The organism is Paenibacillus sp. JMULE4, assembly GCF_013337105.1.
Lineage (GTDB): Bacteria > Bacillota > Bacilli > Paenibacillales > NBRC-103111 > Paenibacillus_G > Paenibacillus_G naphthalenovorans.
Genome location: NZ_SGWF01000011.1, coordinates 852,814 through 876,898, shown reverse-complemented (window position 1 = coordinate 876,898; position 24,085 = coordinate 852,814). Strand labels below are relative to the sequence as shown.

26 protein-coding genes are annotated in these 24,085 nt (G+C 50.5%); 3 read left to right on the top strand and 23 right to left on the bottom strand.

Annotated elements, in window-relative coordinates:
- Both EXW96_RS09550 and EXW96_RS09545 read right to left on the bottom strand, forming a co-directional pair.
- Positions 1-1,275, bottom strand: a complete 1,275-nt coding sequence (locus EXW96_RS09550) for an HlyD family secretion protein (protein ID WP_074726835.1) — start codon at positions 1,273-1,275, stop codon at positions 1-3.
- 155 nt (positions 1,276-1,430) lie between these two features.
- The gene (locus EXW96_RS09545; protein ID WP_054817863.1) at positions 1,431-2,015 is read right to left on the bottom strand and encodes a TetR/AcrR family transcriptional regulator; all 585 of its coding nucleotides are present in this window, start codon (positions 2,013-2,015) and stop codon (positions 1,431-1,433) included.
- Between the two features lie 215 nt (positions 2,016-2,230).
- On the opposite strand from EXW96_RS09545, the gene EXW96_RS09540 reads away from it, so the two are divergent.
- Positions 2,231-3,019, top strand: coding sequence for a hypothetical protein (locus EXW96_RS09540; protein ID WP_174350410.1), 789 nt, complete (start codon positions 2,231-2,233; stop codon positions 3,017-3,019).
- A 59-nt stretch (positions 3,020-3,078) separates the two neighbouring features.
- Positions 3,079-3,357 carry a hypothetical protein gene (locus EXW96_RS09535; RefSeq protein ID WP_174350409.1) on the top strand — a complete coding sequence of 93 codons (279 nt, stop codon included), beginning with the start codon at positions 3,079-3,081 and terminating at the stop codon, positions 3,355-3,357.
- A gap of 68 nt (positions 3,358-3,425) precedes the next feature.
- Here EXW96_RS09535 and EXW96_RS27425 read toward each other — a convergent pair whose 3' ends face one another.
- The 19 genes from EXW96_RS27425 to EXW96_RS09445 all read right to left on the bottom strand — a co-directional run bounded on the left by EXW96_RS27425 (position 3,426) and on the right by EXW96_RS09445 (position 21,872).
- A complete protein-coding gene (locus EXW96_RS27425) occupies positions 3,426-3,614 on the bottom strand; it encodes a hypothetical protein (protein ID WP_254611181.1) in 189 nt (62 codons plus the stop codon).
- Complete coding sequence (locus EXW96_RS27420; protein ID WP_254611180.1) at positions 3,605-4,045, bottom strand: NUDIX hydrolase; 441 nt, start codon at positions 4,043-4,045, stop codon at positions 3,605-3,607. Before EXW96_RS27420 ends, EXW96_RS27425 begins: the two co-directional genes overlap by 10 nt.
- A 180-nt stretch (positions 4,046-4,225) precedes the next feature.
- Positions 4,226-4,852: a hypothetical protein gene (locus EXW96_RS09525; protein ID WP_174349745.1), complete on the bottom strand. Its 627-nt coding sequence runs from the start codon at positions 4,850-4,852 to the stop codon at positions 4,226-4,228.
- Entirely contained in the window at positions 4,842-5,489 is a 648-nt protein-coding gene (locus tag EXW96_RS09520) for a hypothetical protein (RefSeq protein ID WP_174350408.1), read from the bottom strand. The genes EXW96_RS09525 and EXW96_RS09520 overlap by 11 nt, the downstream gene beginning before the upstream one ends.
- A 131-nt stretch (positions 5,490-5,620) precedes the next feature.
- On the bottom strand, positions 5,621-6,622 hold the full coding sequence (locus tag EXW96_RS09515) for an MBL fold metallo-hydrolase (RefSeq protein WP_174350407.1): 1,002 nt from the start codon (positions 6,620-6,622) through the stop codon (positions 5,621-5,623).
- Between the two features lie 187 nt (positions 6,623-6,809).
- Entirely contained in the window at positions 6,810-7,679 is an 870-nt protein-coding gene (locus EXW96_RS09510) for a 3-hydroxyacyl-CoA dehydrogenase family protein (protein WP_062408808.1), read from the bottom strand.
- A gap of 43 nt (positions 7,680-7,722) precedes the next feature.
- A complete protein-coding gene (locus EXW96_RS09505) occupies positions 7,723-9,165 on the bottom strand; it encodes an NAD-dependent succinate-semialdehyde dehydrogenase (RefSeq protein WP_174350406.1) in 1,443 nt (480 codons plus the stop codon).
- 38 nt (positions 9,166-9,203) lie between these two features.
- Positions 9,204-10,355 carry an iron-containing alcohol dehydrogenase gene (locus tag EXW96_RS09500; RefSeq protein WP_174350405.1) on the bottom strand — a complete coding sequence of 384 codons (1,152 nt, stop codon included), beginning with the start codon at positions 10,353-10,355 and terminating at the stop codon, positions 9,204-9,206.
- A gap of 20 nt (positions 10,356-10,375) precedes the next feature.
- Positions 10,376-11,971 carry an acyl CoA:acetate/3-ketoacid CoA transferase gene (locus EXW96_RS09495; RefSeq protein WP_137669744.1) on the bottom strand — a complete coding sequence of 532 codons (1,596 nt, stop codon included), beginning with the start codon at positions 11,969-11,971 and terminating at the stop codon, positions 10,376-10,378.
- Positions 11,968-12,435 carry a MaoC/PaaZ C-terminal domain-containing protein gene (locus EXW96_RS09490; protein WP_054817808.1) on the bottom strand — a complete coding sequence of 156 codons (468 nt, stop codon included), beginning with the start codon at positions 12,433-12,435 and terminating at the stop codon, positions 11,968-11,970. Before EXW96_RS09490 ends, EXW96_RS09495 begins: the two co-directional genes overlap by 4 nt.
- Before the next feature lie 24 nt (positions 12,436-12,459).
- Positions 12,460-13,170 carry an ABC transporter ATP-binding protein gene (locus EXW96_RS09485; protein WP_054817807.1) on the bottom strand — a complete coding sequence of 237 codons (711 nt, stop codon included), beginning with the start codon at positions 13,168-13,170 and terminating at the stop codon, positions 12,460-12,462.
- Positions 13,163-13,897, bottom strand: a complete 735-nt coding sequence (locus tag EXW96_RS09480) for an ABC transporter ATP-binding protein (RefSeq protein WP_062408810.1) — start codon at positions 13,895-13,897, stop codon at positions 13,163-13,165. Before EXW96_RS09480 ends, EXW96_RS09485 begins: the two co-directional genes overlap by 8 nt.
- A 79-nt stretch (positions 13,898-13,976) precedes the next feature.
- Positions 13,977-14,996 carry a branched-chain amino acid ABC transporter permease gene (locus tag EXW96_RS09475; RefSeq protein WP_174350404.1) on the bottom strand — a complete coding sequence of 340 codons (1,020 nt, stop codon included), beginning with the start codon at positions 14,994-14,996 and terminating at the stop codon, positions 13,977-13,979.
- 1 nt (position 14,997) lies between these two features.
- Positions 14,998-15,867 carry a branched-chain amino acid ABC transporter permease gene (locus EXW96_RS09470; RefSeq protein ID WP_062408812.1) on the bottom strand — a complete coding sequence of 290 codons (870 nt, stop codon included), beginning with the start codon at positions 15,865-15,867 and terminating at the stop codon, positions 14,998-15,000.
- A 94-nt stretch (positions 15,868-15,961) separates the two neighbouring features.
- Positions 15,962-17,221, bottom strand: a complete 1,260-nt coding sequence (locus tag EXW96_RS09465; protein WP_062408813.1) for an ABC transporter substrate-binding protein — start codon at positions 17,219-17,221, stop codon at positions 15,962-15,964.
- A gap of 96 nt (positions 17,222-17,317) precedes the next feature.
- A complete protein-coding gene (locus EXW96_RS09460; RefSeq protein ID WP_254611297.1) occupies positions 17,318-18,844 on the bottom strand; it encodes an acyl CoA:acetate/3-ketoacid CoA transferase in 1,527 nt (508 codons plus the stop codon).
- Entirely contained in the window at positions 18,841-19,581 is a 741-nt protein-coding gene (gene fabG / locus EXW96_RS09455; protein ID WP_174350403.1) for a 3-oxoacyl-ACP reductase FabG, read from the bottom strand. Before fabG ends, EXW96_RS09460 begins: the two co-directional genes overlap by 4 nt.
- A gap of 65 nt (positions 19,582-19,646) precedes the next feature.
- A complete protein-coding gene (locus EXW96_RS09450; protein ID WP_174350402.1) occupies positions 19,647-20,825 on the bottom strand; it encodes a thiolase family protein in 1,179 nt (392 codons plus the stop codon).
- A 42-nt stretch (positions 20,826-20,867) separates the two neighbouring features.
- Positions 20,868-21,872, bottom strand: a complete 1,005-nt coding sequence (locus tag EXW96_RS09445; RefSeq protein ID WP_054817801.1) for a LacI family DNA-binding transcriptional regulator — start codon at positions 21,870-21,872, stop codon at positions 20,868-20,870.
- A gap of 593 nt (positions 21,873-22,465) precedes the next feature.
- Here EXW96_RS09445 and EXW96_RS09440 point away from each other — a divergent pair.
- A complete protein-coding gene (locus tag EXW96_RS09440; protein ID WP_054817799.1) occupies positions 22,466-22,684 on the top strand; it encodes a hypothetical protein in 219 nt (72 codons plus the stop codon).
- A gap of 108 nt (positions 22,685-22,792) precedes the next feature.
- Here EXW96_RS09440 and EXW96_RS09435 read toward each other — a convergent pair whose 3' ends face one another.
- Together EXW96_RS09435 and EXW96_RS09430 are read right to left on the bottom strand one after the other, a co-directional pair.
- Positions 22,793-23,230 carry a DUF2203 domain-containing protein gene (locus tag EXW96_RS09435; protein WP_174350401.1) on the bottom strand — a complete coding sequence of 146 codons (438 nt, stop codon included), beginning with the start codon at positions 23,228-23,230 and terminating at the stop codon, positions 22,793-22,795.
- A 21-nt stretch (positions 23,231-23,251) separates the two neighbouring features.
- Positions 23,252-24,013 carry an NRDE family protein gene (locus EXW96_RS09430; RefSeq protein ID WP_309225052.1) on the bottom strand — a complete coding sequence of 254 codons (762 nt, stop codon included), beginning with the start codon at positions 24,011-24,013 and terminating at the stop codon, positions 23,252-23,254.
- Positions 24,014-24,085: the final 72 nt, after the last annotated feature.

Here is a 24,085-nt window from a genome sequence, read left to right as displayed (position 1 = left end):
TCACCCTTCCGTTGCCCCGATCCACTGCAGCGTCATTCCGACTGCAGCGCCCTCCGGCATTTGCCGAAATCCAACTTTAACGGCAAACGATCGAACGTCGGTTTGTCCCGCGGTTTGCGTCGCTTTTTTGACCGCAAAATCAGGTGCCGCGGATATGGATTGAATCGTACCTTCCACCTCTTGTCCTGTGGCGATCAGCTTCATCCGAATGTTGTCCCCGGCTTTGAATCCGGCTACGCTGGTTTCCGTCATATAAAACTTGGCCCACGGCGTATCTGTCGTTTGAATCGTAAAAATCGGGAATCCGGAGCCGACAAGCTCGCCCGGCTGCGCGGTTTGCGATATAATGACCCCGTCGCTGGGCGCGGTCAGTTCCGTATAGCCGACATAAACTTGCGCCTCTGCTTTGGCGGCCTTCGCCTGCTTTTCGCTCGAAGCGGCCGACTGCAGCGCACCCTGCGCTTGCTTAATGGCGGCTTCGGCCGCGGCTACGTCCCCTTGCCGAATAGCGACCTGCTCACGGCCCGCCTCAGCAAGCTGAAGCGCCGCTTTTGCCTGTTCCAGCATCGCTTCGGCGGCGCGGATTTCTTCTTCCCGAGGCCCCTGGTTTACCATTTGGAGCTGCTGCTCAGCCAGTTCTACCTTGGTCTTTGCCTCCTGATAGCTGACCTGGACTTTATCCACCTCCGCTTTGGAAACAAGTCCTTCCTCCAGCATCGCATTCATCCGGTTCAAGTTTTGTTCTGCAATCTCGTACACTTCTTTTGCCGCCTGGTATTGAATCTCCGCCTGCTTCTTTTCCTCCGGGCGGGCACCTTGACGTAATCCGTCCACTTTGGCCTGAGCCGCATCAACCGCCGCTTTCGCTTGCGCGATTTGCTGCTCCACCGTCTCCGACGTCACCGTTACCCCGGCTGCCGCCTGCTGCTTCTTCGCCTGCGCCGCCGCCTTTGCGCCTTGCGCTTCTGCGATCTTGCCCTGAGCCAGCGCAACTGTAGCATCGGCCTGAGCAAGCTTGGCTTCCAGCTCCGAGCTCTGCAGCCTTGCCAGAACCTGGCCTTTTTGGACGGTATCTCCTTCGTGAACAAGGATTTCAGTAATCCTTCCCCCCAACTTGAAGCTCGCGCTGACCGCATTCGTTTCAATGTAAGCCGTAGGAAGGGCCGATGATTCGGCCTGTGCATTACCCGCCGTGGGATGCGTACTGAGCAGATAACCGCCCGTACCGATAGCCAGTGCCATTACAATAAATATCATGGGTCGAATAAAGCGCATGAATATCCCTCCAGCTTAATGTTGTTGCCACTGCCACTGCATTTAAGCAGAAAAACAGATACTTATACAATCATAAGAATTAAAATATTACGAATTGACCGTATTGTTCATTTGGTCATTATGCTCCAAAAAATAATCCTCCTTTACAGAGGATCCTAATTCGGCTTGGCCAACAAGCCTTCGGACAATAATAACTGCATATATTGCTTGATCTGCTCTTTATTCAGCGGCTCATGGGTCTGACTCCATTCCGTTGTAAGGGCGATATAAAATTTCAGGAGCATAAAGGAGATGACCCGGGAATCACAAGGCTTGATTTCCCCTTTTTCAATCGCCGCCTCGATTTCCTGCCGCATATATTCGAGGACCAGATTCTCCAGCCTTTTGATGCCCTCCAGCGCCTGAACGGTTCCGATATCGCGAACTTCCTGGGCCAGCTTGACGAACAGCTCGTGATCGGCCCTGAACTCCAGCAGCGCATCCAGTACCCGGATCAGGTTCTGATCGAATGTGTCCTCCCGCTTGATCGCCCTCTCGCAAACTTCCTTCATTTCCTGAAGGGCCTTGCGCAGGATTTCGTCAAACAGTTCTTCTTTCGTTCTGAAAAAGGTATAGGTTGTTCCTTTCCCGACATTCGCAATTTTCGCCACCAGCTCCATCGTCGTCGCTTTATAACCGAACTGGGCGAACGATTGCGTAGCGGCAGCCAGTATCATTTTACGACGATCGATCGTTGACATCAGAATAACTTCCTTCCCTTTTCCCGTTTGAAATTGACCGTTATTCATTTTTGGTCATTTGGTCATTATTTACTTTACCATGATCTTCCCTTGATTGCAATAAGTCTGCAGGAGGAACGATGCTACAAATGATTTTTTAACACATGTGAAACCTTTTCCTCTTTTTGTAAGTCTAATGCATAGAAACTATTCTTCGAAAGGAGCTCGTTTGTCCTGTGAAAAAATATGCGGCCATCGTTCTCTTATCTATGCTGAGTCTAAGTATTTGCGGCGCCGCCGCCGCTGAATCCGGGAAACTCTCCAATACCAACGAAAGGAATATGGATCTTCCTGCAGCCGGAGATTTCGAAGCATTCAAACCGGAGAAGGATCTGCTGGTTACGGAATACAAGTTTGAGTGGTCCAAAGAGCAGCTGTACAACTTGCATCGCACGCTTCCCCACGCTTATATACCGTCATTCGTGCTTCAAGACAGCGAATTTGACGGCCTTCAGCCCGTAGGGGTGATGACCAGCTTGCCCGGTGTTAAGGTAGAGAAATTGGACAGTAATGAGGACGTGGTGGACGATCAGCTTCGTCTGTACGTCACCGATCCATCAAGCCTGATTCCGGGAAAACAATATGAAATGACTACCATATGGCGCAATCGGGGAACAGACAATCCGAGTATAAGCATGAGTTCTTTCTTAAGTCACCCGCAGCCGTCGAACGGCATGATAAATAACTTGTGGGGAACAATGGACAGCTTATTCCGCTTCACATGGGATCAAGTGAAAGAACGACAATGGACGCATCCCGTTCAAAAACAACATCAGGCTGCCGATCATACTCCCATGTACTATGCCAAGCTCAACTGGACCAACTACACAGCAAAAGATAGCGGAAGGCTGAATGCCGGCTTTCTGCACATTCATTCGCCTGAGCAACTGGAGCAATATAGAGCCGGGCAGAACAAACGATTACATGAGCTTTCCGATGAAGACGGATTTCAGCGTTTGCCGTAACCTACGCCAAGCCGCAATTTCTCACTTACGAACAGCTGTACGATAACTATGATTATCTCGTGACTCAGGTTTATCAAATCGGCAAAAATGAGGACGGGGAGGACGTCACGATCGTTTCGTTTGATCAGGACCATCGTATGCCCATAGAGCTGCTGCGCGAGAAAAAGATATCCAGTTTTGCCGTAACCGAGTGGGAAGGCATCGCTTATTCGTCGAAGATTAAAGAGCTGGCGGGAACCGCCTACTCCGTGGATACGCCATATCAGAACCATCGGCCCACCGGTATGTTCTGGATAAAAAACAAGTTCGGCAAAAGCGTCGAAATAATCCGTATGTAAAGCCGCAGGGCAAGCCGCGGCGGCTTGTCAACCAAGCTCTTGGCAGCATCAGGCGGCGAGCAATCTCGTTAATTGCTTTTCGCCGCCTCCGTCACCTCAAGAAAATGGTTCAGGATTCTCGCGGTTAATCCCCAGATCACACGATCTTTATAATAGTAAAAAAACTCGGGAACGGTTCCTTTTCCCCATTTGTAATTCCGGCCGTTAGGGATTCGATCGTATGGAAAATCTTCACGCGGAGCCACGCTCAGATCCACGTAATGAAGCTCTGGAGCATGGCTCCGCAGGTATTCCATCGGTACGCAAAACACGCTGCCACTTCATCAGGGTTGGGCCGGATCTGATCGTAGTTGGATATCCGCGCCGCAAACGGATAAACGATATGAAATGACGTAATCAAATAGTCCAATGGCCCAATCACTTCAACTTCATGTTGAGCCAGCCCCAATTCTTCACAAGTTTCACGTACGGCTGCAGCCCTTTCATCCTTGTCGCCCGCATCGATCTTTCCTCCGGGAAAGCAAATTTCCCCCGGCTGCCTCTTGAGATGATGCGCCCTTTCTTCAAACAAGATGTTCAGTTCGCCGTTCTTTTCAACCAGCGGAACCATCACCGCATATTTTAAAAAGTTTTTATGCCCCATCAGTTCTGATTTTCTATTTTGTAAAGCTTGGTAGACTTGTCTCAAGATGTTCCACACTCCCGGTAAAAATCAAGATCTTACCACCTTATTGTTCATATTATATCGTGTTTGCACTACAAATAACGTTATCTTTGTGAACAAATGGTTTACAAAAAAACGCAAGAGCCGTTCGGACAAGACAGGCTCTTGCGATGGATCACTTTGTATTGCGGGCCCCAATGCTATTTACAGCTGAAGCTGTCCCTCATCCCCGAATTGAATGCGGACAGGACCCTCCACGAGTTCGATTTTCGGATCGTCCTGAATTTCACGCCATAGGGCTTCGGAAACCCACATCTCGTCAAGATGCAGCGTATTATGAATGATCGCAAGCTTCAAGCTGGAAGGCTCGGCCAGTCTTAAAATGGACAAAGCATTCTTCATCAGTTCTTCATCGGTTTCAAAGGTCATAGGAACCGCCGCGCGCACAACCAGTCCCGAAGTCATGCAGTTCAAATAAGTAGCTTGTCTGTCAATCTTCGAAACCAAGCGCTTCGTCGTATAATCCGCCAGACCGATTCCCGTTGCGTTTCCGTGCGAAGGCTCGGAGAGGTCCAGCACACCCAAATACTGAATGAAAGGCTCCTCTGGCTCGGGGATCCCTTGAATTCGCAACCGGCCGATAATATTCGTATCCATCCCGGTGCCGCTGTAGTTTTTACCCATTTCTTTCACGATGCAAAGATCCATATGCTTCACCGGAAGCTTCGGCATATAGGATTTGGAGAGAATCAGCAGCTCCTTTTCTCTCTCCCAAAGCTCCGCCTTCGGAATCCCTTCGATCAGCGCCGTTTCCTCGTATTCATTCTCCACAATGGCAATGCCTCCGACGACCGGAACCCGCTCCAGGATCACGCCGGCAATAGCCGGAATAGCTCAGCGATACGACCGACGCCCAGGCTGTGCACCATCGAAGCTCCCTTGGCCCTGCCCATCCCACAGCCATCATCTTCATCATCCCGCTCTCATACGTCCCGCTAAAGGAAGTATGCGCTTTAATGCGGTTTACCACAATCACTCCGTCTGACGACAGTGCTTCCTCGGCACAATATACAGGCAGTCCCTGAATTCCCTTGGTTGTATGTCCAAGCAGCCGGACTTCACCGGAGCAGGACACAGGAGCTCCTATGCTTTCCGGTGTAATTCCCAAGCTCTCCAGGATTTCTTTCTGTCCTTCAGGCTCTCCGCGGCCATGGCTTCCCATGCAGGCAAAAAGAAACGGCTGCAGTTCCCTGCTTTTGAGCTGAGCAACGATGGAGGTCAGGATCGGCACAATGTTGGTAATTCCCCGGCTGCCTACCGTTATTCCAATGGTTGAACCGGGAGCCGGAGACTGTTGGCCTGGCGGAAACAGCCGGTCTACGGCTTGCTCCACCGCCGCCTCCAAATCGCCAAGCTGCGATCGGGCAAACTTCTGCTTAATCCGATAAACTGAAGGATAATCACTCATAATATGGCAGGGCCCCCTATATAGTCAACTATACAACCATTATATTCCATAGGGGGAAGAAGTAAAATACCCGGATTGCTTCTGTTTTTGATGCCGACCGACCGTACGGACTAATCTGCCTTCTCGCTGGTTCATGCCATAGGACTCAACAGGTTCATCTTGGATTTTTCAAGCGAAAATACAACGACACCGTCACGGCCCAATTCGCAGGTGACCAAGCCTTCTTCTCTTAAATAGATCAAGTGGGCAAGGGTTTCCTGAAGCGCAAAGAGCAGCTGCAAAGGATCCGCATTGCCGGAAAGATGGGCAAACAGCTTGCCGCTTACCTCTTGAGCCGTGCAGGGCCGTTCCAGCATCGGCAATATTTCCCGTAGCCGGTCTTCGTGATGGCGGATCAATTCCTTGGCTCTTTGGTTCCCGTTATTAAAAATATACCGGTGTCCAGGGAGCACCGTATCCATCGGATAAGATTGAATCTTATGCAAGGAGTGGATAAACGCCTTCAATGGATTCGCGTTAAATCCGGGGAAATAGCCCACATTAGGCGTGATTTTAGGCAAAAGCAAATCCCCCGCCAATACCGTTTTGCTCCGGGCGGAATAAAAAATCATATGGCCGTCCGCATGTCCCGGCGTGTGTATCGCTGTATATTCCTCATTGCACCACTGAAACGTGGCCCCTTCTTCAAAGGTCGTAAACTCAGGAAAAGGACTTACATATTTAGTGAATTGTTCTAAATAATCATAAATCTTTTTCCGCTCTTCCGTTCGCATGCCGTGTCTCAGGGCATAGTCAGTAAAGCGTTCCGATTCCTGCTTTTGAATCCATAAATGCTGGACCATCCTTTGGCCTTCCGCCGAGATTTTGACGGGCGCTCCCGTATATTCCTGCAGCCAACCCGCCAATCCCATATGATCCGGATGAAAATGCGTCAGTACAATCTCAACGATATCCCGCGGGGCAATATGGAGTTGACGAAGCGCGGTTTTCCAAGCCGATTTGGCTTCTTCCGTATGAAAGCCCGTATCGATCAGATGCCAGCCCAGCGGGGACTCCGCGAGGTAACAATTCACTGTTTTAAGGGGAACAGGAATCGGTATTTCAACCAGATAAAAACCATTGTATAGGTTCATTTCATCACCATGCTCCTTATTTTTAAAAAACCACATGTCGCCGGGAAGCAGAAATTCCGCCCCCTGATCATTGATTTTATTCGATATTTTTTAATTGTGGGAATTTTTCTATTATAATAAAAATTTCTATAAAATAACAGCCAAAAGAGCCGGCATGAAATGACCGGCTCCTGCACTTGATATATCTCTATTCGATTCGTTCGCCTTTATCGTTGTAGCTGTAGAAGCCCCGACCCGTCTTCCGGCCCAAGGTTCCCGCTTCAACCATCTTGACAAGCAGCGGGCTGGGACGGTATTTCGAGTCGTTAAATCCCTCATAAAGCCCTTGCATTGTTGCCAGAAGCGTATCCAGGCCTACAAAATCAGCTAACGTAATCGGGCCCATCGGATAGTTGGCCCCCAGTTTCATGGCGGTATCAATGTCGTCGGGCTTGACGCCCTCCATCACCAAAAAGATCGCCTCATTCATCATCGGCACCAGTACCCGGTTGACAATAAATCCGGGGTAATCCTTGCATTCTACCGGGGTCTTCCCGATACTTTTGGCAAACGCCATCACCGTCTTCAGCACTTGGCCTGAAGTCAGCAGTCCTGGAGTGACTTCCAGCAGCCCCATGACCGGCGCCGGATAAAAAAAGTGGGCCCCGATCACCTGCTCGGGTCTGCGAGTAGCCGCCCCCAATGCAGAAACCGAGAGGCCTGAGGTGTTCGAGGCCAGGATCGCTTCCTGGCGCGTGACTTCTTCCAGCTGCTTGAAAATCTTTTTCTTTAGCTCCAAATGCTCGGGAACGGCTTCAATCACAAGATCGGCATCAGCCAGAGCCCTCATGTCCGTTTCGGTTTTCAGCCTGTTTAGCGCAGCCTCTGCCTTTTCCGGCGTCATCTTTCCTTTTTCCGCCTTGCGATCCAGCATGCGCTTGATATTAGCCAAGCCTTTGTGCAGCTGTTCGCCGGAAATGTCCACCCAGACGACGTCATAGCCCGCCTCTGCAACCACCTGCGCTATGCCCGAGCCCATCAGTCCTGCACCAACCACGCCTACATTGCCTATCTTCACTGCATCTCTCTCCTCTTTCCATGTTTCATCTGAACGCAGCACCTTAAATGCCGATCGACATAAATTTCGTTTCGAGGAAGCTTTCGATGCCTTCTTTACCGCCCTCGCGTCCGAGCCCGCTTTCCTTAAACCCGCCGAACGGCGCCTGCGCCGTGGAAGGGGCCCCGTCGTTAATGCCGACAATGCCGAATTCCAGCTTCTCCCCGACTCTAATGGCACGTGAAAGGGATTCGGTAAATACATAAGCGGCTAATCCGTAAACGGAATCGTTCGCCATGCGAATGCCCTCTTCTTCCGTTTTGAAGGTGACGACCGGCGCCACAGGCCCAAACGTTTCCTCCTGCATGATGCGCATGTCCGCCGTTACTCCGGATAAGACGGTAGGCTGATAGAAATAGCCCGCATCCTCCTCATCCGACTGATGAAAACCTTCTCCGCCGCAGACAAGATGAGCTCCTTTGGCCAAGGCATCCTGCACATGCAAGCTTACCTTTTCATACCCCGCTTTATCGATCAGCGGTCCGATCACCGTTCCTTCCTCTAAGCCGTTGCCCACCTTCAAAGCGCTTGCTTCCTTTTTGAACAATGCGATAAAACGGTCGGCAGCCCCCTCTTGGACGAGGATCCGGTTAGCGCAAATGCAGGTCTGCCCTGCATTGCGGAATTTGGATGCGATCACGCCCTTCACGGCGCTTTCCACATCGGCATCGTCAAATACAAGGAACGGCGCATGTCCGCCAAGCTCCAAAGAAATATTTTTCATCGTATCCGCAGCCTGCTTCATAAGCAGCTTGCCGACTTCCGTCGAACCCGTAAACGTGATTTTTCTTACGCGCGAATCCTCCATAAAGGCTTTGCCGATCAGAACCGCATCCCCTGTAACCAGATTGGCCACACCTTTGGGAAGCCCGGCCTGTTCAAGCAGCTGATATAATTTAATGGACGTTAAAGGCGTTTGTTCGGCAGGCTTTAAAATAACGGTACAGCCTGCGGCCAGCGCAGGGGCTATTTTTCTGGTCACCATCGCGGCCGGGAAGTTCCAGGGAGTAATCGCCGCTACGACGCCCACCGGCTGCCGCAAAACGACGACCCGCTTGTTTCTGGCAGAAGCCGGAATCGTACTGCCGTAGACCCTTTTCGCTTCTTCGGCATACCACTCGATAAACTTGGCTCCGTAACCGATCTCTCCTTTGGCTTCGGCAAGCGGCTTGCCTTGCTCCATGGTCAACGTAGCCGCCAGATCATCCAAATTTTGCAAGATCAAGCGGTGCCATGTCATCAAATATTCCGCCCGTTCCTCCGCGGTATGTGCGGACCAATCGGCAAATGCCAGGTGCGCCGCGTCAATGGCGCGAACGGCTTCGGCATAGCCCCCGTTCGGCACGCTTCCCGCGAGCTCTCCCGTCGCGGGATTCAGAACCGGGAAGTATTCCCCGCTATCCGGTTCCACCCAAGCCCCATCAATAAACATCAATGAATTTTCCATGAATTCCTCACCTTTCATCCCGTTCTGGCCGAACCTGTTCAATAAATTTGACGGTACAAAGCGGTGACATCCTCCAGCCTGGTCAAGCGGGGATTAACCTTGATGTTCCCGCTCTTCATCGCGTCTTGAGCCATCTCGGGAATGGCTTTTTCATACGCTTCCTTATCGATTCCCAGCTCTGAGATCGATGAGGGGATGCCGATGTCTTTTGCCAGCTGACGAACGATCTCGATAGATTTGTAAGATTTTTCCAGTACATTTCCCGATACGGAGGAATCCATGGCTTCCGCAATCCGGGCAAATTTTTCAGGGCAGGCAAGGACATTGAATTCCATAATGACGGGAAGCAAAATCCCGTTGGCTACTCCGTGAGCGATCCCGAAAAAGGCGCTCAACGGATGACTGATGGCATGCGCGTTGCCCAGCCGGGTATTATTAAACGCAAGCCCCGCATGCAGGCTGGCCAGCAGCATGTTCTCTCTGGCCCGCAGATTCTCCCCATGATATACCGCTTGGCGCAGGTTCGCGCTAATCAGCTGCATCGCATCCAAAGCGAGAACCTCCGAATAATGGAAGGATGCCAAAGACGTATACGACTCGATCGCATGAACCAGCGCATCAATGCCTGTCGCTGCCGTAATTTTTGCAGGAACCGTGACCGTCAGCTGCGGATCGACCACCGCCCATTTTGCTGCTACAAGCACGCCGCCGACCGTCAGCTTATAGTTTCGCTCCGTATCCGTAATCACGGTGAAGGAGGTCACCTCGCTTCCCGTGCCGGAAGTCGTTGGAAGGGCCAACAGCGGAGTAATCGGTTTAGAAAAAGTATCGATCCCTTCATACTGGACGATGGATCCGCCATTGGCATGAAGGACGCCGACCGCCTTGGCCACATCGATCGGGCTGCCTCCGCCTACGCCGATCAGCATATCCGCATTCAACCGGCGGCATATCTCTACGGCTTTATCCACCGTCCGTACAGACGGATTAGGCTCTACTTCATCAAACACCTCATAGGTCACCTGAGACAATTGATGGGTTACCGCACGAATCACCCCGGAATTGACGATGCCTTTATCCGTAATAACCAGGACATTCCTGGCCTTGTTTTTGGCTACAAGCTCGGAAACCTTCTCGACGGCTCCGATTCCCCAAACAATTTCGGTTACATTCTTAATGACAGATAGCATTGCAAGCCAACTCCCTCCGCTTATTTGCGTACCGTCAAAGCAGATGTTTGAAAAAATTCATCGGCAATACCCATCGGCTCATCCTTGAAAATCCGTGAATCCATCGTCTTCAGTGTGCCGGAAATGATCGGTTTAAAGTCCATCAGGCCTAAAATATCCCGGTCCATATCTACCCCCGGCGCAATTTCCGTCAGGACCAGACCTTCCTTTTTCAGCTCAAAGACGGCTCTTTCGGTCACAAAGATGACAGGCTGGCCCCGATCCCGGGCATAACGACCACTGAATGTAATCTGGTTTACCCGCTGAAGAAACTTTTTGGCCTTCCCCTCCTTCACAATGCTCAGCTTGCCCTGTTCAATCGCCACTTCAAGCCCTCCGGCCGTGAAGGTTGCGCAATACACCACTTTTTTGGCCGGTTGAGTAATATCGATGAACCCTCCGCAGCCTACGGTTTTGGTACCGAACCTGCTCACATTGACATTGCCTTCGCGATCGGCTTCGGCAAGCCCCATAAAGGTCACATCGACTCCGCTGCCGTTATAGAAATCAAACTGGTAGCCATGCTCAATGATCGCCTCTGCATTTTTGGTAATTCCGAAATCTATACCTCCCTCGGGGATGCCTCCGATGACCCCGGATTCAATCGTCAGGGTAATCGCCTGATGGATTCCTTCTTCATTGGTAATAGGCCCCACCACATCACCCGGAATCCCCGTGCCCAAATTCACAACGGCATTCGGGAACAGCTCCATGACGGCCCGGCGGCCGATAACCTTTCGAACGTTTAACGGCAAGGACCTGCCAGCCGATTCCGGCACCCGCACATCCCCTGAGTACACAGGATCGAAGAAAAACGATGAGGACTGCCGATGCTCTTCCATCGGATTCTCCGCAATGATGATCCCGTCCACATAGATACCCGGAATGACAATTTGCTTCGGGTGCAGATTGCCGCTTTTGGCCAAATATTTTACCTGCACGAACACTTTACCGCCATTAGCCTTGGCTGCTTGAGCTACGGATATCGCCTCCAGCTTGATGGCTTCCTCCTCCATCGTCACATTCCCTTTTTCATCGGCTGTCGTTCCCCGGATGACCGCCACATCAATCGGGTGACTTTTATAATATAGATATTCCTCGTTATGGAGCTGAATGACTTCTACAATATCCTCGCTTTGTTTGGAGCGGTCGTTAATCTTTCCACCCTCCACCCGCGGATCTATAAAAGTGCCCAGCCCCACTTTCGAGAAATTGCCGGGTTTGCCGGATGCCATGGCGCGAAACAGATGTACCAGCTGCCCTTGCGGCAGACAATACGCTTCGACCTCGTTGTTGTGAATCAGCTCCCCCCATTTGGGAGCAAGCCCCCAGTGAGATCCGATGATCCGCTTGACGAGTCCCGGATGAGCCAGACGCTGTATCCCGTTGACCCTGTCGCTTTGACCCGCACCGTGCAGCAAGGTCAAATGTTTCGGATGTCCCGTCTCCAGAAAGCTGCGCTCGATCTCGTTCAGAATGGTCCCGCAGGCCCCCATTAACGTGAATCCGACCGTGGCGAGCGTCGAACCGTCTTTCAAATAAGTCAGTACGTCGTTGGCTTTTACCACTTTATTCATGCGATCACCCCTTCGCTTGCGTTTCTTCTTACCATCACCGTTTGGATGCCTTCCTGTGTGACCGTACCGTCCTGATTAACCAGCTTCACAAAAAAATGAATAATCCCCCGGTCTGGTTTGCTCTTGCTTTCGATTTTCTCCTGCACCGTAACGATCCCGTGAATCGTATCCCCGAAAAAAATAGGCGCTGTAAATTTCCACTGATCAATGTTAAGCAGGGCAATGCCGGTGCCGTCGAATAAGCCCAGGCGAAACATCAGACCATGGGAGATCGACAATCCCAGCAGGCCTTGAGCCAACCGCTTGCCGAACGGGCTCCCTTTGGCAAATTCTTCACTCGTATGCAGCTCGTTCATATCCCCCGACATGGCGGAAAAATAAACGACATCCGTTTCCGTGATGGTGCGTGTGGGCGTACGAAAGGTTTGCCCTATTTGATATTCCTCGAAATAGATGCCAGGCATGATGCGACACTCCTTCCATACCTGTCAATGAAAGCCAAGATAGGCGGCCTTCACTTCGGGATCGACCATCAGCTCATTGCTGGTCCCCGACAGGTTGATCGATCCGTTCTCCAGTACATATCCCCGGTCCGCAATGGATAACGCGATCGGCACATTTTGTTCGACAACAAGCATGGCCATGTCGGAAGAACGGTGGATTTCACCCAGTTTCTCGTACATTTGTTCCACGATGATAGGCGCCAGGCCCGACGATGGCTCATCCAATATAAGCAGCTTTGGCCTTAGCATTAACCCCCGGGCTACGGCGAGCATTTGCTGCTCCCCTCCGGACATCGTTCCCGCCAACTGATCCTTCCTTTCCGCCAGGCGGGGAAAAAGACTGAAAACATAATCCAGGCTTTCCTTACGGCGGGCTTTCGCTTCCTTCACATAGGAACCCAGAATCAGATTATCCAATACCGACATCTCGGCAAACACTCTGCGGCCTTCCGGGACGTGGGCAACCGCCATATTCGCAATATCGTAGGCGTGTTTGCCGATCAGATTGACTCCTTCCAGCTCAACACGTCCCTGAAGCGGAGCCAAGAGACCGCAAATCGTTTTGAGGAGCGTCGTTTTACCCGCACCATTGCTTCCAACAATCGCCACGCACTCCCCTCGCTGTACATTCAAGGATATGCCTTGGAGAGCTTTAATCGCACCGTAGGATACATGCAGATTTTCCACATTAAGCATGCTGTGCAAACCCCTTCCCCAAATAGGCCTCGATGACGGCCGAATTGTTCATGACCTCTTTCGGAACGCCTTCCGCCAGCTTGGCGCCGAAGTTTAAGACGACAACCCGATTCGAGATGGTATTAATGACTTTCATCACATGTTCTATCACCACAAGCGTAACGCCGGCGTCTTTGACCTTCCAGATCAATTCGATCGCTTCCTCCACTTCCATGGCGTTTAATCCGGCCAAAGCTTCATCCAAAAGCAATAATGCAGGTTCGGTAGCTAAGCTTCTGGCAAATTCCAGTCTGCGTTGATCAATGATCGAAAGCGTGCGGGCTACAGCGTGTTTTTTATCGCCCAGTCCTACAAATTCGACCATCTCCAGAGCCTGCTGCTCGGCACGCCGGGGATTCGGCGTGTTCAGGAAAGCGCCCACCATCACATTCTGCAGCACAGTCATATCCCCGAAAGGGCGGGTCACTTGAAACGTACGGCTGAGCCCTTTTTTGCAGATTTCATTGGGAGATAACCCGGTAATGTTCTGGCCGTTCAGCTTCACCTCTCCTGTATCCGGGGAATATACTCCTGTGATGAGGTTAAAGGTTGTGGATTTCCCTGCACCGTTAGGCCCGATCACCCCCAGGATTTCGCCTTTATTGACATGAAAGCTCAAATCATTAACAGCCAGCAGCCCCCGAAACCGTTTCGACAAGTGGTTTACCTCCAGAATCGGTTGACTCATCTTTGACTGCCTCCCTTCGCTGCTTTTCCGCCCGGAAGAATATCAAGAAGCTTCGTGTACAATTTGGCCAGGGGGCTGATTAAACCGTTGGGCAGTACGATAACCACGATAACCAAGATAATACCGTACAAAAGTAATTGAGTCCTTGAACCGAGCTGAAGCCCAGCCAGTCGGTGATCGTAATTGCAATCTCAATGAAAGGCTTCATGACGATAGCGCCGATGACCGGCCCCATGACCGTACCTAAGCCGCCAATAATCGATACCATGGCAAACTCAACGGACAAAGGAATGTCAAACACCGATTTGGGCTCGATGAAATACATATACTGCGCGTACAATGTGCCGACCATGGACATCGTAAACGCACTGATCGCCAATGCGATATGCTTCACACGCGGAATATTCACGCCTACCGCTTTCGCCGCCTGATCGTCCTGCCCCATGGCCACCATATAATAGCCCAGACGGGAGCGTTCGATTTTTTTCACAAGGAAGAGCATCCCCACAAGAAACGCGAGAAAAATATAGAAATAAGGCAATTTGGTGGAAAACTGGAGCATCAGAAAGGATTCCATGTAAGGAACGGACAGACCCTCCGCTCCCCCGGTAAAGCCACGGAATTTGGTTACCAGCAGCAAAGCGACCTGGGAGAACACGATTGTTGCAATCGCAAAGTAATGGCCTCTTAGCTTCATTAGGCTCATTCCCATCACAAAACCGACAATAACCGAAAAGATTCCGCCGACCAGCATCCCGATCCATGGACTCACATTCAGCTTGACTAGCAATAACGTGGACGTATAAGCGCCAATCCCGAAGAAAAGCGCATGTCCGATCGAAACCTGCCTAGCATATCCGCCGAATATATTCCAGGAAACACCCGCTATGGAGAAAATCAAAATCATATTCAGTATATTTTGATAGTATTCGTTCACCGCCAAGGGGACCAAAGCGAACAGAATAAGTGCGATAACGGGTACGTACACCCTGGGCTCCGTAAGAGAAAACCGTTTCAAACCGGCCGTATCGGCCAGGTTGATTGACGCGTTTGATTTCATCGCCACGGCATCATTGAATTGCTCTTTTTGAAGGCTCATCTTATGTCGCTCCCTTTGAAGAGAATAGTCCATTGGGTTTGATCATCAATACAACAAGGAAAAGGATAAAGGCTGCAAGAAGACCGGAGTTTGCGCTAATATACTGAATGCCCATCGATTCGGCGATCCCCAGAATGAGTCCGCCTACAAAGGCTCCTTTTAAATTCCCCAGCGCGCCAAGAATGACAACAATGTAGGCCATGAGCCCAAAATGCGCTCCGGCAAGCGGCTGTACATACTGAAAAGTACCGATGGCCGTGCCGGCCGCACCTGTGAGAGCCGCCGATATGCCTGCTGCGATTAAGAAAATACGGTTCGTATTGATCCCCATCAGCATGGCGGTTTCACGATCCAATCTTGCCGCCTTCATCGCCTTGCCCAAATCGGTTTTGGAGAGGAAGAGGAACAGCAGCGCAGCCATGACGATCGAAAGCACGAAAGCGACCAGCATATTGACGGGAACAACGAACTCGCCGAACCGGATTACACTCTCTCTCCAGCCGAAATTAATGGCGCGGGTCGTTGACCCGAACATCATCAGGGCACCATTCTGTAAAGCCAACTGCAGTCCTACGGTCAAAAAGATTTGCGTTAGCGGGGGCGCCTTCATGATGTGCGTAAACAAATATTTCTGAATGACGACCCCGACGATAAACATGGCCGGAACCGAAATAAATAAGGTGACCAGCGGATCCATTCCGCTAAAGACCCAAACCCAGTAAGACGTGTACATCCCTAGCATAACGAATTCGCCATGAGCGAAGTTTACAATATCTACGACTCCAAACAGCAGCGTTAATCCGATACTGATCAGGGCATAGATTCCGCCGATTAATAGTCCATTGATCAGCACCTGCACGAATAATTCCATGATCTCACCGCCTGTACAGTTTCAGTTTCGTTTCATCTGGCCGGTCATCTTCCTTGCCTGACGGGGAGAGGAAAGTCCCCCTCCCCCGGTTTCCTTACTTAAATTGGGCCTTTGCATCGGATTCAGGATAAATCGTTTTGGGAATTCCTTCCTGCCATTGAATCAACACCGGATACACATTCTTATTCCATCCGGTCTGGTCAAATTCGATATTGCCGCCCGGCATGATGTTCCCTTTGTCATCTTCTTTTAATTGCAGAGAAGCTAAGGCTTCACGGATTTTTTGCGGGTCTGTGGACGCCGCTTTTTCAATCGCATGTGCGATGACCCACGTAGCCGAATAAGCTTCACCGGAATGTTCTGTGATAAACTCGCCGTTCTTTTCGGTGTAGCGCTTGTTGATATCCTCAATACCCGGTTTGTTCAGGTCCAGGTTCCAAGAGGCTACGGAAACAACGCCTTCTGCATCTTTGCCTAATTCCTTGTAGAATTCAGGCATCAGATAGCCGGCCCCTCCGCCAACGGTCGTAATGTTCAGGCCCAATTGTTTAACCGTTTTTTGGATCAGAATCGCATCCTGCAGATAAGAGACCGGGAACAATATTTCCGCTCCAGAAGCTTTGATTTTGTTTACCAGAGGAGCAGCGTCGGCGAAATTGGCATGATACGGCTCGGAAAGCACGACCTCAAGCCCTAATTCCTTGGCGGTTTTGCTTAGTCCCTCTGCAGTCGATGTGCCATAGCTGGTTTCTTCGAATACAATGGCAACTTTGGGTTGCTTGCCAAGCTTTTCTACGAGATACTCCTTCGCAAACTTCACCTGGGTGTTTCCGAACATGGAGCCTTTCGGTGAAATCTGGAACAAGTATTTCATTCCGCGGGATGTTAAATTATCCGATACGGAAGCGGTTACAAAAGGGATTTTTGCTCTCTCCGCCACTTCGGATGTGACCAGGGATAACGAACTGGAGTAATCTCCTGTCAGCGCCGATACCTTTTTGTTTTGAATCAGACGCTCCGTTGCCGATTTTGCCGTTTCCGGTTTGTCACCCGGATCTACGATTTCCAATTTAATTTTGGCGCCGCCAAGCGATTTAATTCCTCCGGCCGCATTAATATCTTCGGCAGCCAGTTCAACCGCCTTCAAGGCTGCGCCGCCTAAACGGGCCAAGCTTCCCGATGTGGGATAAAGCACCCCAATCAACACTTCATCCGCTTTCGCGCCTTCATTCGACGCCCCTCCGGCAGCATTCGGAGCGGAAGAACCCGAGCTCCCGGCACCGCATGCCGCCAAGCTTGCTGCCAACAGACCGGCAAGCGATACTGCCGTTGCTTTCTTAAACCACATTTTCATTCAGAACCCTCCCCAATTTTTGGTCTGCTTGATCTTTATCTTTATTACATTGGGCTGCGAGATGCATAAGACCCAAAGAATAAATTCGTTCATCCATTAATCTAAGATTGGGAGAAACCTGAGGAGCGAATTCCATTTGATCCAATACATTTTTTTCAAATCGATCCCCGGAGCAATCTCGATGAGCTCCATTCCCTGATCCGTCAGCTGAAACACCGCTCTTTCCGTTACAAAGAGAACCGGTTGTCGATGAGCCGTTGCAAACTTCCCGTTGAAGGTAATCTGCCGGACCATGTGAACGAACTTTTTCACTCTTCCTTCGCGCTTGATCCGGACCAGGCCGTTCTCCACTTCTATGACAAGCCCGCCTGTGGTAAAGGTGGAACAAAATACGACCTTTTTAGCGGTTTGGGTGATATCGATAAACCCCCCGCACCCCGGAGAACGATGTCCAAACTTGCTTACATTCACATTCCCCTCACGGTCGATTTCACCCGCCCCCATAAAGGTGATATCTACGCCACACCCGTTGTAATAATCGAACTGGTATGAATTGTCAATGATCGCTTCGGCATTTTTAGCTACGCCGAAATCGCCTCCGCCAATGCTTATCCCGCCAATGCTTCCCACTTCAATGGACAAAGAGAGCTGGCTGTCCAGCTTCTCCTCTCCAATGATGGCGCCAATCGAATCTCCGGGAATACCCACGCCCAGGTTCACGGTATCCCCGGCGTTCATCTCCAGCACGGCTCTTCGACCGATCAGCTTTTTCATATCGAGGTCCGTTACAGGATGAGAACTGCTGTAAGGCTCTTGTATTGTTCCTAACAAGTACGGATTATAATAGTCGGATGAAGTCATCCGGTGATTCTCCAACGGATTTTGGCAAACGACGACTTCATCAACCAGAATACCAGGGATAACCACTTCCTTCGGTGGCAGCGAGTGGCCTTTAACGAGCCGCTTTACTTGAAAAATGACCCTGCCGCCGGATGCTTTTACGGCTTGAACAGCCGGCATCACTTCCAGTTTGACGCATTCGTCTTCCATTGTGATATTGCCGAACTCATCTGCCGTGGTCCCCCTGCCAATGTACAAGTCAAAGGTCAGGCTTGGATAAAAGAGATACTCTTTTCCATGCAGCGTATAATTCTGAACGACTTCAAAACCGCTATCCCGGGCCTTCCGGTTCATCTTCCCTCCCTCAAACCGGGGATCGACGAAGGTTGCAAGTCCAATCCTGGACAGTACCCCCGGCTTTCCTGAAGCGGCCGCCTTGTACATGGAGAGGATCTGGCCCATAGGAAGGCAGAAGGCCTCCACCTGGTTTTGATGGATGAGATGTTCTAATTTTGGGGATAGCCCCCAATGAGAACCGATAATTCTCTTGAGCAGCGGGACGTGCGCCAAATGCTCCATGCCTCGCTTTGTATCGCTTTGGCCGGCCGAATGAACGAAGGTCAAATCCCTTGGAGAGCCTGTGTCCAGAAAGCGCTCCTCGATTTTTTGATAAATTTCCTCCGCCACTCCGATTAAACTGAAACCGGTGCTAAGGATCGTGCTGTTGTCTTTCAAGCTCGCCGCCACTTCCGCAGCGGTTGAAACTTTCACCTTCCGGGTCAAAGCACCATGCCACCTCCGATATTGATCACTTCACCGGTAATATAGGAAGCCGTGTCCGATGCCAAGAAGGCAATAAGGTTGGCTACATCTTCAGGAGCGCCCGCACGGCCCATTGGAATTTTGGAGATCATCAAGTCCCAAACCTTATCCGGTACGCCCCGGGTCATATCGGTATCGATGAATCCGGGGCAGATGGCATTCACGGTTACGTTATATTTGGCCAGTTCCCGGGATGCCGTCTTCGTCAAACCGATTACCCCTGCTTTGGAGGCAGCATAGTTCGCCTGCCCGATATTGCCCATCCAGCTGGACGAGGAAATATTGATGATGCGACCGCTTTTTTGTTCTCTCATCTGAATGCTCGCAGGCTGCATCGTGTTGTAGGTTCCTGTCAGATTTACGGCAATCACCTCATCCCACTGCTTGCGCTCCATTTTGTGAAGCATGGCATCCCGGTTAATGCCGGCATTATTGACGAGAATATCCAGCTTTCCGCGCTTTTCTGCGGTTTTCTCAATCAAGGCGCGTGCCGCATCCGCATTCGCGACGTCTAGCACGAAATAGTCGGCTTCCAATCCTCTTTGGCGAAGCTCGGACACCGTCGCGGACGCTATTTCTTCGCTAATATCGCAAATGGTTACTGCTGCACCCAGCTCGGCAAGCTTCACCGCGATCGCTCTTCCGATGCCTCTGCCCGAACCGGTTACAATTGCTGATTTTCCTGTTAAATTAATCATGCCTATCTCTCCTCTATCGATTTTTTATTTAGTATTGTAAACGGTTGAGGCCGGCCTTCTTGAAATCAGGCCCTCTCGAATAGCGTAGCTACCGCCTGGCCTCCGCCGATACACATGGTTACCACTCCGTATTTGGAGGCGCGCCGTTCCATTTCGGCCAGTATTTTCACTGTCAGGATACAACCGGTTGCTCCAATCGGATGTCCAAGAGCAATGGCTCCGCCGTTCACATTCACTTTGAGCGGATCGATCTCCAAATCCTTGATCACGGCCACCGCTTGTGATGCAAAGGCCTCATTCAGCTCCAGCAAGTCGATATCCTGCAAGCTTAATCCCGATTTTTGAAGCAGCTTCTTCACAGCGGGAGCCGGTGCAAAGCCCATGATTTCGGGCTCAACGCCAGCCATTGCCTGCTCGCGTATGTAGGCCAGCGGTCGCAGCCCTAACTCTTTTGCCTTATCGGCGCTCATCACGACGACGGCTGCTGCGGCATCATTGATGCCGGACGAATTGCCTGCGGTGACGGTTCCGCCCTCCTGGAAGGCCGGTCTTAACGCAGCCAGCTTTTCCAGCGTCGTCCCTCTTCTCGGATGCTCGTCGGTATCAAAGACAATCGCTTCGCCTTTGCGCTGCGGAATTTGAACCGGTACGATTTCCCCCCTGAATTTCCCCTGGTCGATGGCTGCTGCGGCCTTCATCTGGCTTTCAAACGCAAACTGATCCTGCTCCTCACGGGAAATATTAAAGCGCTTGCTGACAATCTCTGCCGTCATGCCCATGGGGTAATTCCCGAAAGGATCGGTTAAAGCGGTTAATAATCCGTCCTCCAATTGAGAGTGGCCGAAGGTGTAGCCATATCTCGCTTTTCTTACATAATATGGCAATTGGTCCATGTTCTCCGTACCGGCGGCGACAATAATTTCCGCTTCTCCCGCACGGATCGCTTGAGCGGCACTATTGATCGCCTGCAGGCCCGACCCGCATAAGCGGTTTACGGTATAGGCATTGCTATGGGTCGGCAGCCCGGCCCGAAGTGCGGCCATCCTTGCTATAAAAGCGCTTTCAGCAACCTGACCGACACATCCGACGATCACATCTTCAACCCATTCAGGCGACACCTGGGCACGCTTTAATGCTTCCTTGATTACGATAGCTCCCAGGTCCGCGGCGTGAACATCTTTCAGCGAGCCCCCAAAGGTTCCTATCGCCGTACGCGCTGCACCTACGATAACAACATCCTTCATTTTTTTCCCTCCAGAAAGTTTATTATGAAGCGACAGCCAGCTTTAAGCTGAGCTGCCGCAGCTTTCGCGTACAATCAATGACGGAGTTAATATAATTTGCCGGTGATGAATTTCATTCTGATTCTCGATCATCTGCAGCAGGAACTCCATCGCATTTTTCCCCATCTCATAGGTAGGGTGAGCAATGGTGGACAAGGGAACAATAAAGTTTTCAGAGAACGGGTTATTGTCGTTTCCCATCACCGCTATATCATCGGGAACCCGGATACCGGCCTCCCTCAAAGCCTTTACCGCACCGAAGGCCACGAGATCGCTTGCGGCACAGATGGCGTCCGGAAGCTCTTTCACTTCGCCAAGCATTTTCTTTACATTGGCATAACCGGATTCCTGGGTATAATCCCCATGAAAAATAAGGGTATCGTCGATCGGGAGCCCGTTCTGGTTCATTCCGCTGACAAAGCCTTCCCATCGTTCCCTTGCTGTTGAAACCTGTAAATCACCGGATAAATAAGCGATCCTTTTATGCCCCTGCTTAGCTAAATGTTTTACGGAAAGCTCGGTGGCCAGCGGATTGTTGATTCCCACATAATTTTTATCATAAGCAGGCGGCTTCCGGTTAAGCAGCACATATTTTAACCCCGTGCTCTCCACTTTTTGCAAGTCCTCTTGACTCGAGATATTGGCCAGAAGCAAACCGTCCACCCGCTTTTCCACCATCAGGTCCAGATAGGTGAGGAACCTTCCTTGCTCGTTGGAGGTGTTGCAAAGAATCAGACTATAGTTATTTTGGATGGCGGCATCATCCATCCCTTTGATGATTGTCGGATAGTAAGGGTTTAAAATATCCGACATGATCACGCCTACCGTGTTGGTGCTTTTCAATTTCAAGCTTCGCGCCACTGCATTCGGCCTGTAATTTAATTCCTCGATTGCTTTATTGACTCTATCCGTAAGCTCGGGGCTGACATATGCGGATTTATTGATTACTGCCGATACGGTCGCAATGGAAACCCCGGCCATTTTTGAGATATCTTTCATCGTCGCCATCGCCTAACCCTCCGATCAACCAGCTAAACGTTTAGCTAAACGTTTAGCTAACAAATTAAAAAATCAAACAAAATAGCGTCTTTTCACCCTATAACTTTCCATGCCCTATGGCAAATTAAGCGTAATCAATCCCATATTTATCGATCGTATAAAACCTGAATATAAACCTGTAAAAAAACTAATAAAATTGTTAACCAGCCCGGAAACGCTGCCCGAATAAAACCGCTGATAGATTTGAGCTCTTCTCAGCGAAACGTTTAGCTGATTTCTACTGCCATTATAATCAATCCCTTTATAAAATACAACATGTTTTTTCCATATTTTTTTTGCAATTGAACGTTTCAACCGAACGCAAAAAGAAGGATTCCTCCGAACCCCCCGGTTTGACTGGTTTTCGTTTAGCTTCATGCCTGCAGGTTTCCTCCGTCATTCGCTCCACTCCTTGCTGCAAGGATTTTACTATCGCTCCCTCTTTCCATGCAAAGTAAATACCGATGTGCTGTCATCATCTCCGCAGCGCACGCATATATTTATTCGTGTTCAACAGACGGGGTTACCGTAGAATGCAAAAGGAAAGGGATGGGTGATATTTCATGTGGGAAAGCGTGCTGAAGAAGGATCAGCTGGAATTACAAATGAACTCGAATGACAAATCGATCCGGTTTCGAGTATCCGAACAGAAAGAGACGGCAGAACGCATCGAGCTGGAGCTCAACCAATCGGAAATGTTTGAACTTCTTCATGCCTTTTTAACCATTAACCGCTCCTTCAACAAGGAGACGATGTATTATGACGAGGCCGTTCAGGCCTGATTTCCTATGCCGCCGCAAAGGCAGTCCGGGACGGGAGAGCCATTCCGGGCTGCCCGTTTTTTAGATTTACACCGTTCAGGAAGCCGGCCCGCAATGGGGATATCATCATCAGCTTATCCGGCTTTCAAATGCCCGTCGGGCTTCAGGATGCTTTTTCCGGCCGATAAACCCCTCATGCCAGCCGTGGTAATGTGTAATGCGCTCTTCCCCCTGCTTCCAGCAGATCAGCACTTCCTTCCCGTCCACTACCGCTGGAAAGTCAAGCAAACCGGGATTGATCATCTTCAGAAGAACGCCTTGCCGGGTGAAGTTCTCTATGAAAAGATCCACTTCGATCCGCATAAATTCAAGCTGACTTTCATCCTCGAAAAACGGGTCCTTCTCATCCTCCGTATGTATGAAATGTTTGTGCAGCGCCTTTTTCTTCTGCAGCTCCTGAAACTTGTCCTCAAACTGTCTTGTTAATGCCTGCAGCCGCAGCAGATCCTCGACCAATCGCGGCAGCATCGCGTTCGCCTCGCTCAAGGTAAATCGTTTATTGATCATAGCGTCTTCACTCCCCATCCCTTATCGTGTAATCGTATATTGCCGGTCGTTCGTTCCTTCCGTCGAATAGACCCGCTCCTTGACATAAATTTCTTTATCCGTCATCAATAAAACGGTGGAGCTCCTGGTTCCATAATGTTCACTTTGAATAAAAATAGGAGAAAGTAGGCGTTCCCATTCCAGGGAAATTCCTGTATCGGGAAGCAGGTCATCCGAAACGGGATCATCCTGCCGGAGCAAAGCCAAGATCCGTTCTGCCATATCCCCCCGGCCTCCGTTTATGATTTCAGCCAACCCTTCTTTCCCGCGCCGAACCTTGGGCCAATCGGTATTTAACAAGTGATTGCTGAGACCATAAATACCCGGACCCACCTTTTTTACCTTATTCTCGATATTGGAATAGTAATACAGCTCATCCGCATCCCCAGCCAGCAAATTGTAGCCCGGATAACGATCGCGCTTTTTCGCTGCTTCAAGCATGTAAGACTCAGGGGCCTGATGATCCTTCAAAAAATCGGCAACCAGCTCCCCACGCGAGCGTTTCCCCTCCAGCACTTCCTTCGGGTCGCGATAATTCGTTAAAGCCGCAAAACGTCCGGCGGTGGTCACCCCCATCCACGTCCCCATTTTGGACAAATCCCGGCCGGCAAGGATATGAGGATGGTCCTCCCAATAATGAACGGGACTTGTCGGCCGATCGTAAAATTCATCCCGATTGGCGGCAACGATCAGCTTGTAGGTTTCGTGTGCATGATAAGCAAACAAAATTAAACACAATGTCAAATCCCAGCTTTCATCTTTGTTGTTTCTTCTGTATCTTCAGTTTAATAAAGATAGGGTTATTTTACAATGAAC

Bases quoted from the DNA above. Each gene is read 5' to 3' on its own strand.
- EXW96_RS09445 (WP_054817801.1), bottom strand. From the start codon at position 21,872: ATGGCGACGATGAAAGATATCTCAAAAATGGCCGGGGTTTCCATTGCG.
- EXW96_RS09515 (WP_174350407.1), bottom strand. From the start codon at position 6,622: ATGAACCTATACAATGGTTTTTATCTGGTTGAAATACCGATTCCTGTT.
- fabG (WP_174350403.1), bottom strand. From the start codon at position 19,581: ATGATTAATTTAACAGGAAAATCAGCAATTGTAACCGGTTCGGGCAGA.
- EXW96_RS09465 (WP_062408813.1), bottom strand. From the start codon at position 17,221: ATGAAAATGTGGTTTAAGAAAGCAACGGCAGTATCGCTTGCCGGTCTG.
- EXW96_RS09550 (WP_074726835.1), bottom strand. From the start codon at position 1,275: ATGCGCTTTATTCGACCCATGATATTTATTGTAATGGCACTGGCTATC.
- EXW96_RS09545 (WP_054817863.1), bottom strand. From the start codon at position 2,015: ATGTCAACGATCGATCGTCGTAAAATGATACTGGCTGCCGCTACGCAA.
- EXW96_RS09450 (WP_174350402.1), bottom strand. From the start codon at position 20,825: ATGAAGGATGTTGTTATCGTAGGTGCAGCGCGTACGGCGATAGGAACC.
- EXW96_RS09480 (WP_062408810.1), bottom strand. From the start codon at position 13,897: ATGAGTCAACCGATTCTGGAGGTAAACCACTTGTCGAAACGGTTTCGG.
- EXW96_RS09435 (WP_174350401.1), bottom strand. From the start codon at position 23,230: ATGATCAATAAACGATTTACCTTGAGCGAGGCGAACGCGATGCTGCCG.
- EXW96_RS09520 (WP_174350408.1), bottom strand. From the start codon at position 5,489: ATGAGTGATTATCCTTCAGTTTATCGGATTAAGCAGAAGTTTGCCCGA.
- EXW96_RS09440 (WP_054817799.1), top strand. From the start codon at position 22,466: ATGTGGGAAAGCGTGCTGAAGAAGGATCAGCTGGAATTACAAATGAAC.
- EXW96_RS09495 (WP_137669744.1), bottom strand. From the start codon at position 11,971: ATGAATAAAGTGGTAAAAGCCAACGACGTACTGACTTATTTGAAAGAC.
- EXW96_RS09490 (WP_054817808.1), bottom strand. From the start codon at position 12,435: ATGCCTGGCATCTATTTCGAGGAATATCAAATAGGGCAAACCTTTCGT.
- EXW96_RS09485 (WP_054817807.1), bottom strand. From the start codon at position 13,170: ATGCTTAATGTGGAAAATCTGCATGTATCCTACGGTGCGATTAAAGCT.
- EXW96_RS09500 (WP_174350405.1), bottom strand. From the start codon at position 10,355: ATGCTATCTGTCATTAAGAATGTAACCGAAATTGTTTGGGGAATCGGA.
- EXW96_RS09470 (WP_062408812.1), bottom strand. From the start codon at position 15,867: ATGGAATTATTCGTGCAGGTGCTGATCAATGGACTATTAATCGGCGGA.
- EXW96_RS09505 (WP_174350406.1), bottom strand. From the start codon at position 9,165: ATGGAAAATTCATTGATGTTTATTGATGGGGCTTGGGTGGAACCGGAT.
- EXW96_RS09475 (WP_174350404.1), bottom strand. From the start codon at position 14,996: ATGAGCCTTCAAAAAGAGCAATTCAATGATGCCGTGGCGATGAAATCA.